Annotated in this window: 12 protein-coding genes; 9 read left to right on the top strand and 3 right to left on the bottom strand. The window is 48.5% G+C overall.

The genetic code is table 11. From position 1 onward, the window contains the following. Nucleotides 1-418 precede the first annotated feature (418 nt). Entirely contained in the window at nt 419-1,321 is a 903-nt protein-coding gene (locus tag QUB61_RS35255) for a hypothetical protein (protein WP_333190350.1), read from the top strand. 1 nt (nt 1,322) lies between these two features. Further along, nucleotides 1,323-1,517, top strand: a complete 195-nt coding sequence (locus QUB61_RS35260; protein WP_333135557.1) for a hypothetical protein — start codon at nt 1,323-1,325, stop codon at nt 1,515-1,517. Between the two features lie 137 nt (nt 1,518-1,654). On the opposite strand, the gene QUB61_RS35265 is transcribed toward QUB61_RS35260, so the two are convergent. Together QUB61_RS35265 and QUB61_RS35270 are read right to left on the bottom strand one after the other, a co-directional pair. Further along, the gene (locus QUB61_RS35265; RefSeq protein WP_333135559.1) at nt 1,655-1,993 is read right to left on the bottom strand and encodes a hypothetical protein; all 339 of its coding nucleotides are present in this window, start codon (nt 1,991-1,993) and stop codon (nt 1,655-1,657) included. Continuing rightward, nucleotides 1,990-2,250 carry a ribbon-helix-helix domain-containing protein gene (locus QUB61_RS35270; RefSeq protein WP_333135561.1) on the bottom strand — a complete coding sequence of 87 codons (261 nt, stop codon included), beginning with the start codon at nt 2,248-2,250 and terminating at the stop codon, nt 1,990-1,992. Before QUB61_RS35270 ends, QUB61_RS35265 begins: the two co-directional genes overlap by 4 nt. A 264-nt stretch (nt 2,251-2,514) precedes the next feature. Here QUB61_RS35270 and QUB61_RS35275 point away from each other — a divergent pair, with 264 nt between their 5' ends. From QUB61_RS35275 to QUB61_RS35305, 7 genes are all read left to right on the top strand, one after another. Continuing rightward, nucleotides 2,515-2,871, top strand: a complete 357-nt coding sequence (locus QUB61_RS35275; RefSeq protein ID WP_333135563.1) for a hypothetical protein — start codon at nt 2,515-2,517, stop codon at nt 2,869-2,871. Then, entirely contained in the window at nt 2,868-3,176 is a 309-nt protein-coding gene (locus QUB61_RS35280; protein ID WP_333135565.1) for a hypothetical protein, read from the top strand. The genes QUB61_RS35275 and QUB61_RS35280 overlap by 4 nt, the downstream gene beginning before the upstream one ends. Then, nucleotides 3,176-3,688: a hypothetical protein gene (locus tag QUB61_RS35285; RefSeq protein ID WP_333135567.1), complete on the top strand. Its 513-nt coding sequence runs from the start codon at nt 3,176-3,178 to the stop codon at nt 3,686-3,688. Before QUB61_RS35280 ends, QUB61_RS35285 begins: the two co-directional genes overlap by 1 nt. Before the next feature lie 253 nt (nt 3,689-3,941). Then, the gene (locus tag QUB61_RS35290) at nt 3,942-4,496 is read left to right on the top strand and encodes a hypothetical protein (RefSeq protein ID WP_333135569.1); all 555 of its coding nucleotides are present in this window, start codon (nt 3,942-3,944) and stop codon (nt 4,494-4,496) included. A 144-nt stretch (nt 4,497-4,640) separates the two neighbouring features. Next, entirely contained in the window at nt 4,641-5,417 is a 777-nt protein-coding gene (locus tag QUB61_RS35295; protein ID WP_333135571.1) for a hypothetical protein, read from the top strand. 235 nt (nt 5,418-5,652) lie between these two features. Then, entirely contained in the window at nt 5,653-9,192 is a 3,540-nt protein-coding gene (locus QUB61_RS35300; protein WP_333135573.1) for a plasmid replication protein, CyRepA1 family, read from the top strand. A gap of 31 nt (nt 9,193-9,223) precedes the next feature. Then, a complete protein-coding gene (locus tag QUB61_RS35305) occupies nt 9,224-9,877 on the top strand; it encodes a tyrosine-type recombinase/integrase (RefSeq protein ID WP_333135575.1) in 654 nt (217 codons plus the stop codon). Nucleotides 9,878-9,973: 96 nt separating this feature from the next. Here the strand turns inward: QUB61_RS35305 and QUB61_RS35310 are convergent. Further along, a partial coding sequence (locus QUB61_RS35310; protein WP_333190353.1) for a hypothetical protein occupies nt 9,974-10,222 on the bottom strand: 249 nt, incomplete at its 5' end.

Consider the following 10,222-nt stretch of genomic DNA (forward strand, 5'->3'; position numbering starts at 1 on the left):
TTAGTTTTTGGTACCAACAGCGGCGTTTTAGTTTTTGGTACCAACAGCGGCGTTTTAGTTTTTGGTACCAACAGCGGTGCTTGGACTTTTGACACTAACTTTGATAGTTTTCGATTCTGTTTCTTTCTCATAGCGTTTGGTTATCCTAAGTCGTAACTTTCTATTGATTTATTTATAGTTTGATCTTAACAGTTTTAGATGGGATAGATCTAAATCTACTAATTTATTCTTTTCGAGAATAATCTATCGATTTGTTAGTGGCGCGAACGACCCACCTACGAATTAAGCATAGTTACCTATAAAATTATGTAACTCGGCAGGGGTTACACATAAGTTATTTGTATGTAACTAATGGGTAACTGCGAGCGGTTACACAATATAGTAGTTACATAGAGGTTTAGGTAACTGGTAGGTAACTATGATTGCATCGGTAATTCAGGGAATATTAGAACCCGAACACGGCAGCATGATAGAGGTTGATTCCCCCCGCTGGTTCGCGTGGTTGGCTGAGAATAAGTCTTTCAGATATGAATCAAACTCAAGCGCACCATTCACAGTCCGCAAAGAAAAAAGCGATTACTGGTACGGTTACAGAAAAATCGCTGGCAAGTTATACAAGCGTTACATAGGGAGAACTGCTGAAATTAACGCCGAACGCTTAGAAGCCATAGGAGGAGAGCTTAGCAGTCCATCTCGACCACAGTTACCCAAAGTTACAGAAGAAGTTGCAGGAAAGGTTACAGAAGCGGTTACGCAAGAAGCTACTCAAGTTACAGAAAATCGGATTGCAGCATTAGAGGCTCGGCTGCAACTGGTGGAGGAATTGCTGGGAAAGTTACAGGCTAATGATTCTTCCATTGAATCACTCAGGCCGGACACAGAAGAAATTGAAAAACTGCGCGCGAGCTTAGAAAGGAGCGATACTCTTATCCGGCTCAGAAACCAAGAAATCGCCGAGCTAAATTCTCGGCTGACAAGGAAGGATGAAATAATTGCGGAGCGCAATGAAGAAATTGAGCAACTGGAATCCCAGGTCGCCACTGCCAGCAAAAAAATCTCCGAGCTGGAGGGCGAAAATTCTGAGCAATTTGCTGAGCTGAAGAAACAGGATGCAGAAATTGAGGAATTAAAATCTGAGCTTCCTCGCCGATCGGAGGGGAAATCCGAAAAATCAGCCGCTGCCAGCCAAGATTTACCCGACGCGGTTGATTTGTCTGGAAAGGCCGGCGAGTTACTAAGTTTTTTCAAGACTCTGCTACCTAAAAATACAAAGTTACCTAGTAGCACAATATCGAAAATTGAGAAAATTCTAGAGGAGTAGCGTGAACTCAGATTTGAGAGAAGGATTAGAAAAATTTCTAGCTTGGTGGCTGGAATTAAAAACAGCAAGCCAGCCACGTAATGCCGATGAACTCCGGCAAGCATTCTTAGATGAGCTAGGCGAAAGAATAGACCAATTCGACTCAGACCAGGACTGGGATGAAATTTTTACTGAGGCAAGCGCGAAGATTGAATAGTCCCGGCGCATCTGGCGGGAAATTAGGAATATTATGCTGCCCTGGCTCAGTCCGGGGCTTTCCCAAAATGTCCAAAATTTTGGACAAAACAAAGCGACACCCGGAACGCCGAATGCCGCTGTCAGTCTAGCTGTGTGTCAGTTTTGCCCGTCGCCGTTGCCCCGGTTGCGTAGCTGGTTGTTGAGGTACTGCCAGAGGTCGCGGATTTCTGTTTGAATAATTCGCATTTGCTCTCGCCAGTCGTTTTGCTGCTGGGCAAGGAGCCTCAGCGCTTCTTGATGGCTCTGAATTGCTGGAATCATGCGGTCTATCCGGTCTGATAGGCGGTCAACACGCTCGGTCAGCCGATCGATCGCGACCGCGTTGGCTTGGGTCTGAAGTTCCAGCCGTCCGATCGCTTCGGTGTTTGCCTGCTGCTGAACTGCGGTGGCTGCGAGGATTGCTTCTATTCGGTCTAGTCTGTCGCTTGAATTCATCTCGCTTCACCTGTTCCACGCGGTTTGCGGTGTTTTTTAGTCGCGGGTTCTTGAGGTGATTCCCTGGATTCGGACATTTCGCTGTATTTCTTGGCGTCCAGCACCCATTGCTCAATAATCCAGGCAGCCATGTTAGATACAGTTCTGCGGTTCTTTTTGGCTCCTAATTCTAGCCCCTGCTTGATTTCAGGAGGGAGATAGACAGCAATCCTAGGAAGCTTGGATGGCATTAATGGTTCTAACTGGCTATTGGTCATACTTATTGTACTCTTTGCGCTTCAATGTCTTAATTTTAACTTTTCAGAGTGCTACCGAGTACAATAAGAGTGCTACTATTTTGAAATGGGATTTGACCGATTCTAAAACTCTCCAGTTTAGTAAAGCGCCCAGCATCCTCTGGAGAGCCAACGAAACCGCCAAAGCCCCAACATAAATAAAATGCGCCTCAAAGCTAGCGCCCAGCTAAGCCTTGAGACGACTTCCCCTACCGCCGGAAAAGCCCCGGCAAGGAGCAACTTATCATGCCTGAAAATCAGTCGTCTTTGCAAGAGCTGCAAGGGCGATCGCAACATTTAACGTGCGATTCGGTTGAGACTGTTTTGGTCGATCGGAAGACGCTTGAAGAAATTGCTTGGGGTTTAGCAGAATCTCTTGATGGATTGCGTGAAGTTGAGATGCTTGAGGAATTTCTTGTAGCCGTCAGAGGTTATCTAAGAAATCTTGAACAGGAAGATACCCATATAGAAAAAGCCCTGCTTTTCTTGGATGTTTGGTTTGATAAGTCTCCTGACACTTTAGGGATTAACGCTGGTAAGCTCGACGAAGCTCACAAGGTACTGCATCTCATTCTGTGTACTAGCAAGATGGGGGACGCATGATTCCTCCGGCGCGGGAATGCCGCCAGATTGATTGCCTCAAGGCAAGAGCGCACGAACTCGGACTTTGTGAGTATGCCAAACTCTACGGCGACAAGCGCAAGCGTGAAACTTGGGAGAAACTTTTGGACTCGCACGGCGAACTTGAACCGCTGCGACCGCGACTCATAGAGAAATCTGAAACTCGAATTAACTGGCAATTTGCGATCGCATTTTTTATTGGTGCGGTGGCTTTGCTGTGCTTACTGCAACCCTTGTATAGCAAGGTTTTGCCTGTCCGCGTAACCATTCAAATAGGACAAAAATAATGAGCTTACAACTGCGACTATTTGGTGGCGGTCAGTCCGCTGCTGGCAAACTTTCGGCTAGCAACGACGGCAGCCACGCGATCGACAAATCAAAAGTTTTAGCACAGACCGACGCCGAGGTAATTACCCCAAACACTCCCGGTAATTTTTCTAGCATCCGATCGGTTCCCGTCGTGCCAGACCCGCGCTACTTTGACCGCGAGCAAGCCGACAAGTTGAAGGAATTGGCAAAGGAGAAAACAGACGGTGCGAGGCAATCCAAGCGCGCTTACAAGGCTTTAACCAAGATTGAAGTGGCAGACAAAACTGTACATCAGCAGCACCGCAAATATGAAGGTGCCGTCGCTGAAAATGAACTGGGCAAGAAGCGCTCCGATGCTGGGTTGGCTAAGAAGCTGCACGGACTTCGCCCCGGCTACGCCCGCTTAGGGCTTGGAATCGACAAAGCAGACTCCGACGCCAGGACTCGGATTGACGCTATCAAGGCAAAACTCACGGGAGGGGCGAACTGATGAGAACGATGTATCTGGTCAATTATTTTCTTGCCGGGTGCATCGCTTCCTCCTGTCTGGGATGGGTAGCGAGCTTGCATCCGATGACATTTAGGGCTATTACTTTTCTACTTGCAGCACTCGGAATTATCTGGGTTGCGGCGTGGCTCCTGGACTACTCTTTAAGCCAGTTTCTAAAAGTATCAATTCAGCAGTTACAGGCAGTGCTAGTCAGCGTTCTGGCTGTTCTAGTCATCGGTTTAGGGGTAATTCTATGTTCCTAAAGCTGATAGTTTTATCGAGCGCGAGTTTGACGCTTTGGCTAGCTCCGTTGGTGGGATTGGACAAGAAGATAGGCTGGCACAAAGGCATACAAGGTGCGAGCTTGTGTGCTGCTGTAGCGTGTGCCGTCACCGCCGGAAATCTTGCTCGCAAACTTGCCAAGGATGCGGAAATCGAAGCGATTAAAGATGCAGCCATCAACGCCGATGTTGTGGATGAAATTGCCGTCAGTGCCTATGTCAGTCAAACCCAGCGTCAACAAGAAGCCGAAGCTATTCTCAACCCTGTAGAACACTTAGAACGTTCTCTAGCACTAACTTTTAGCGAAGATGGACAATCAGAACCGAATGTTCAAAAACAGCTAGGTGAACCCGAACAGAACGGCTCAGAGAACGCCGAATCAGAACGGGCTGAACGAGCACTGCAATTAAAGGCAAAGGGCTGGGGTAAAGCCAAGATAATCCTCGAAGTGTGGGGAGTGTCTAAAGGTGGCAGCCCAAAATATAAAGCTGCCGAGGCTGAATATAGACGCTTAGTTGAGGAGTGAAAATCGCTCTGTTTTGGCGGGAAAATTGCTTTTTCTGGAACCCTTTCCTAGCCTGCGTTTCCCGCCACAAACTCACTCGTCGATGTTATACATCGATGTGGAGGAGACTGACTAGGGAAAACAAGGAATCTAAAACTAAAATTTATGCTCAAACACCGAGAGATACCAGACGGGCTGCCACCAATCCAACAAGCGATACTCACGATCGCCCAGTATCCGTGCAGGCGGTGCCTACAAGAAAAATTATTCACCGACGACCAGCGCAGAGCCTTTGCCGAACTCAGCCTCAAACAAGACTGCATCGCCCTCTGCTGGAAAGCTCGCTTTGAGGGAGTTGACGATCCTATCTACCCTGAGCTTAAAGAGGGGCAGATATCTCAGGATTTTTACGATCTAGTTTGGCTTGAGGTTTCTTACTGGGAGGCGTTGTGGGGGCTTTGCCAGCTAGTCGCGCCTTTGATGTTGGAGGACATGACCCAGTACGGAGGGGAAGTACCTGATGGGTTCTGCAGCCAATTTCTTTTTAAGGCTCTGGTCATGGAAGCCACTAACCCGCATATCAAGGCATCTTTCGGTTACGTCGAAGTCCCAGCTCAATTGACCCAGAAGGCTCTCAAGCTGAAGGCTAAGGCTTGGAACGGCGAACTCACGCCAGCAGAGGAGAAGCGCATTCAAAAGTTGACGTGTCGCCTTCCGTTTTTTACTCCCTTAGCATTAAAGTGGCTACTTTTGACCGTATCCAAGGCTCCCCGAAATAAAGCTGTTCAGGGGCAGTTCGAGATATTCGCCACCGCGAGTGCTAGCCTGTGTACCAAAAAGGCAACAGTAGCCTATAAAAATGGGTGCTGGGGATGGAATAACGGCGTTTTACTGAAAGGACAAAGTAATTCTACTTACGCCCCCGCTCGCTCATTTTCTTAACAAAACTTCAAATCCTAACGGAACTCCCCACACGAGGGAGTTTTGGTTTAGGCTTATTTCTATGTGAAATCTCTGGAACCAACAAAAATAATAACTAAAAAAAGAGCCCAGAATATCCTTACGGATTCCAGAGCCCAACAAAAATAATAACTACGACCAGTCTATAAGGTTTTTTTGAACTTCTCAAGAAAGCTTTGACAATTTCTTAAAAGGATGTCTGGGCCACGTCCTTAAAATGACCCAAACAGATTCTAGTTTATACAATTCCTCTCAAGTTGGTCAAGAGTTTACTATACAAGATATAGAAAACCTTGCCTATCAAGACTGCGTAGTCAAGTCCGGCGTCCGCCCTGAAATTTATCACATCAACTTTGAGCCGGCGAGCGGAATCCCTGTCTATGACGAGCTTTTTCGGGATAGCGACAAGTCAACGAACAGTGGCAGCAGCATAGAAGCCGATCGAAATCTTGCCCGGTGTACTGGCGACGCAGGATATTTTTACAAGAATAAATTTTGGCTCCTCTCCGATCTGTGTGGAGCATCGAGGGACGCCATAAACGGCAACATTAAATCAAAAGGCATTTTCCGACCGGAGGGTCAGCCAGCAGCAGGTTGGATATCTAGTAACGGTCGCTTTCGACAGCTCGCAGGTGCGCCGATCGCCCTTGACGACAAAGGCCAGCCCCGCAGGTATCACCAAAAAACAGGCCAACCGCTGGAAGTATTTTGCCCAAAGGTCGATGTGATCGGTTGGCAGGAAATAGCGGCCAAGTATAATTTGCCGATGCCAGAATTCCCAGTAGTCGGAATTCGCGGGGAAGCACTGGAATTTTGGGATTGGGTGGTTGCCACAAAATGCCCCGTTACCATCACCGAGGGGGAGAAGAAGGCTTGCTGCTTAATCAGTCGGAACATAGTGGCGATCGGATTACCGGGCATTACCACCGGATACCGAGTCACTGAGTACGGAGAAGAGATTACCCAACCCGACGGGACAACGTACCGGAAAGCGATCGCGCGGGAATTGTGTAAAGTGCTGCAAGCGCTTGACACAGCGGAACGGGTAATCACAATTCTTTTCGACTTCCGCGCCGGGGATTATTCCCGGAGCCGAGAATTCAAGGCGGCCTGCACCACGGCAAAACTGTTCAAGAATGCGATCGCAAAAATTGCACAGCTTCCCGGCCCTAAAAAAGGTATTGATGATTTTGCAGTTGCCGGCGGTGATGTGGATGCCGTGGTGGATGCCGCTAGAAGCATTAATGAGATTCAGAAAGAATCTTTAAAGGGGTTCGGCAAAGAAATCAGAAAAAAAGCTTGGGCCCTGACTCACCCTGTAGCGTGGGAGTGCAACCAGCGCTACCTTGATATTCCCTACCACTCCGGCTTAATTGGCGTGAAATCGCCCAAAAACACGGGGAAAACCTACGACCTCATTAAATTAATCGCTCAAACTCATGCCCAGGGGCGCAAAGTTTTGCTGCTGACTCACCGGATTGTCCTAGGTCGGGCAATTTGTAAGGCGGTGGGGATTCCTTGGATCGAGGAAATGAACTCGGACGCCGATCGCAAAACTGAAGGCAAGGCTATGGGGTTTGGACTGTGCGTAGATAGCTTGCACCCACTATCTCAAGCAGCTTTTAACCCGCTGGATTGGGAAGGAGCCTTAGTAATTGTAGATGAGGTCGAACAAGTTTTTTGGCACCTGCTAAATGCGTCAACTTGCAGGGAAAACCGCCAAGCAATCCTCAGCACGATGCGGACGTTATTTCAATCGGTACTCAGCACGGACGGCACAGTGCGGTTGCAAGATGCCGACCTAAGCGATATCAGCATTGATTTTGTTCGCGAATTTGCTGGAACCGACATCAAGCCTTGGATTGCAGTAAATCATTGGCAACCGTCTGAGCCGTGGCAAATAAAATTCTACAACACCCAACACGTCAAGGGCGGGACTAAAGACGATCCGTCTGGACTCCTCAAGGATTCAGTCGATTGTGTAAACGGTGGGGGCAAAATCTGGGTCAGTTGCGACTCCCAGAAAGCCAAGAGCAAACACGGCACTAAAACTCTAGAAAAATATTACCGCTCGCGCTGCCCCGGTAAGAAAATCCTCAGAATAGATGCGGAGACTGTAGCGAATCCCGAGCATCCAGCTTACCAATGTGCTGAGAAAATCCAAGGCTCTGAAAAAATTAAGGACGGACTAGCGGCGCTCTACGACATCATAATTTGTTCGCCGTCGCTGGCAACTGGGGTATCGGTTGACTTGCGCGGGCATTTTACCGCCGTGTTCGGCATTTTCCAAGGGGCAATCTCTGACAACGAGGTACGGCAATCTCTGGCGCGGGTGCGGGAACCGGTGCCGAGATTTGTCTGGTGCCGCCAGATTGCAGTGTCAAAAATTGGCAACGGGGAATCAAATTATAAAGAGGTAGCCAAGTCGAAGGAAAAAGATTGCCGCTACAATTTGCAACTGCTCAGAGATATTGACTTTGACCTCGACAAAGCCCACAACCCAGTAGTTTTAAGGTATTGGGCGAAGTACGCGGCCCGAATAAATTCTTCAATTTGGGATTTTCGGGAGACTGTACGCGAGGGACTAGAAGCTGAAGGGCACATCATCACAGATTGTGGAGATGATGACCGCGACACTGCGGGGGAAATTAAAACTCTGAGAATTATCGGCCAGGTTGAGGAAGCCGTTGCCGTGGCAGAGGCAGAAGATATCGACCGGGAGCAATTCGAGAAACTCGAACAGCAGCGCAGCAAAACCGACACGGAACGGCATCAAGTAGAAAAATTCAGGCTGAAGGAAGTTTACAAAGCAGAAGTTACGCCAGAACTCAGGCAGCTTCATCAAGATAAATGGTTTCCAAAAATTCTTCTTGAATATTTGCTTACCCACAACCCAGATTTTGTTTGGATGCGCGATCGGAAAAAGATCGACTCCCAGATAAAGAACGGCGACGGGCAACTCTGCCTGCAGGATGTTCAACAGGTTACAGCCAAGGTAAAAATTCACGAGCTCCTAAATACTTTGCAGTTCACAGACCGGACAAAAGAATGGAGCAACAAGTCGCCAGAAGTTCTTGAGTTTGCAAGCAAGGCTCTAAAACTTGCAGCAGATATCAAAGATGTAACAGGCATCAAAGTCACTGGGGAGAAAGTGGCATTTAATCCGATCGGAGTTGTGGGCAGCTTTGTCGCTCAACTAGGCCGCAAGCCTAAATTAAGCGAACAGCGGCGCCTCGGGGAAGAGCGGGTGAGATTTTACAGGTTTGACACCGCTGCGTCTGCGAATTGCTTCGATCGGGCTGGCAACAAACTTCCCGAGCCTGAAGGATTGCGCGCTCAAATTTTCGAGGCTTGGGTACAGCGTGACGAGCTAGCTTTATTTGAATTCCAGCTCCAAGGCATCGCAGCGGTTGAGGCTGATGTCACACTACAAGCTAAATCGGCGAGGAGTCAGGTTTCTAGCGATTTGACCTCAAAATCAGCGTCTGTCACACCACCTTCTATAAATAAAGAAGAAACCTGTAGTGTGACAACAAGCCCAACCGTAGAAACTCCCATAGAAGAAGAGCTGGAAGTTGACCCGGCTGCTGAAAAAGTTTGGGGTTGGTTCCAGCGTGGGAAAGAGTGGATTAAATGCCGCGTACTGGAGTTTGTTGAGGGCCGCTACGTGTTGCAAGCTAAATCGATGGTTGATGACGGCGTGGTAAGGTTCTGGGCTTTTCCCGAAGATTTGAGGTGGGGGGAGGCTCCAACTTGATATTTAATTATTGCTGCAAGGAGTTTGGAACATGGTAGTGAAGATTGACCGTCACGGGCAGGCCTCGGTGCTGACCTCGGATGAAATTGAGTTGCTGTTCAACGATGGGCTTTTAACGGAGCGCGATCGGACTTTATTTGGAGTGTGCTTGTTTAGCGCTTGCCGAATTGCCGAAGCCTGTTCGCTCTTGACCAAAGATGTTTATGCCGCGAACGGTCGGGTCAGAGCTGAGCTAATCATCCGCAAAGCCAACACCAAAGGAAAATTAGGGACGCGCACCATCCCCGTTATCGAAGATTTGCGATCGTTGCTTGCGAGTTGGCAGCCGAGCGCTGGAGCAACTTATCTGTTCCCAGGCCGCCACACTAATCATCACTGGCGACACCTCCATCCAGAATCTGCCAGCCATATCTTGGCAGAAGCTGTGAAACGAGTGGGGATGGAAGGATTCAGCACCCACAGTTTCCGCCGCACCGCACTGACCCAAATGAGCAACGCCGGCATCCCCTTGCGAGTCATCCAGAAACTTAGTGGCCACCGATCGCTCGCGGTCTTACAAGAATATCTAGAAGTTGGGGATGCCCAAGTCAGAGGCGCAGCGAACTCGCTTTCGGCTTTGGGCTACATCAGAAAAGCACAGTATCCTGATGCAGAGCCTGAGTTGTCTGGACTGCGGTTAATCTAGTCCCCAGAGAGCTTAAAAGCTCCGGTTGTTGAGACTGACTAGCCCTTTGTTGAGAATAGACGCAGCGGTTTGAGGGATTTTGGGAGGATTAACAGCTCAGAAGTATCTCCTTTTTGGTCCACCTTGGTTAATCTCATTTAGTAGAGCTCTTAAGCGTAATAAACTACCCGCTGCACTCCGCGCTTTGAACGAAGATTTAGGATTAGCTAATAACTCTCCTGCATAGCTTGAAGGTTTTATACCTGGCACTGGTACCAACAGCGGCGTTTTAGTTTTTGGTACCAACAGCGGCGTTTTAGTTTTTGGTACCAACAGCGGCGTTTTAGTTTTTGGTACCAACAGCGG

Origin of the sequence: Microcoleus sp. C2D2 (assembly GCF_036702495.1) — a bacterium.
In the GTDB taxonomy this organism is placed as follows: Bacteria; Cyanobacteriota; Cyanobacteriia; order Cyanobacteriales; family Microcoleaceae; genus Microcoleus.

Excerpts from the sequence above, each read along its gene's own strand:
- QUB61_RS35255 (WP_333190350.1), top strand. The coding sequence starts at position 419 with ATGATTGCATCGGTAATTCAGGGAATATTAGAACCCGAACACGGCAGC.
- QUB61_RS35265 (WP_333135559.1), bottom strand. The coding sequence starts at position 1,993 with ATGAATTCAAGCGACAGACTAGACCGAATAGAAGCAATCCTCGCAGCC.
- QUB61_RS35270 (WP_333135561.1), bottom strand. The coding sequence starts at position 2,250 with ATGACCAATAGCCAGTTAGAACCATTAATGCCATCCAAGCTTCCTAGG.
- QUB61_RS35275 (WP_333135563.1), top strand. The coding sequence starts at position 2,515 with ATGCCTGAAAATCAGTCGTCTTTGCAAGAGCTGCAAGGGCGATCGCAA.
- QUB61_RS35280 (WP_333135565.1), top strand. The coding sequence starts at position 2,868 with ATGATTCCTCCGGCGCGGGAATGCCGCCAGATTGATTGCCTCAAGGCA.
- QUB61_RS35285 (WP_333135567.1), top strand. The coding sequence starts at position 3,176 with ATGAGCTTACAACTGCGACTATTTGGTGGCGGTCAGTCCGCTGCTGGC.
- QUB61_RS35290 (WP_333135569.1), top strand. The coding sequence starts at position 3,942 with ATGTTCCTAAAGCTGATAGTTTTATCGAGCGCGAGTTTGACGCTTTGG.
- QUB61_RS35295 (WP_333135571.1), top strand. The coding sequence starts at position 4,641 with ATGCTCAAACACCGAGAGATACCAGACGGGCTGCCACCAATCCAACAA.
- QUB61_RS35300 (WP_333135573.1), top strand. The coding sequence starts at position 5,653 with ATGACCCAAACAGATTCTAGTTTATACAATTCCTCTCAAGTTGGTCAA.
- QUB61_RS35305 (WP_333135575.1), top strand. The coding sequence starts at position 9,224 with ATGGTAGTGAAGATTGACCGTCACGGGCAGGCCTCGGTGCTGACCTCG.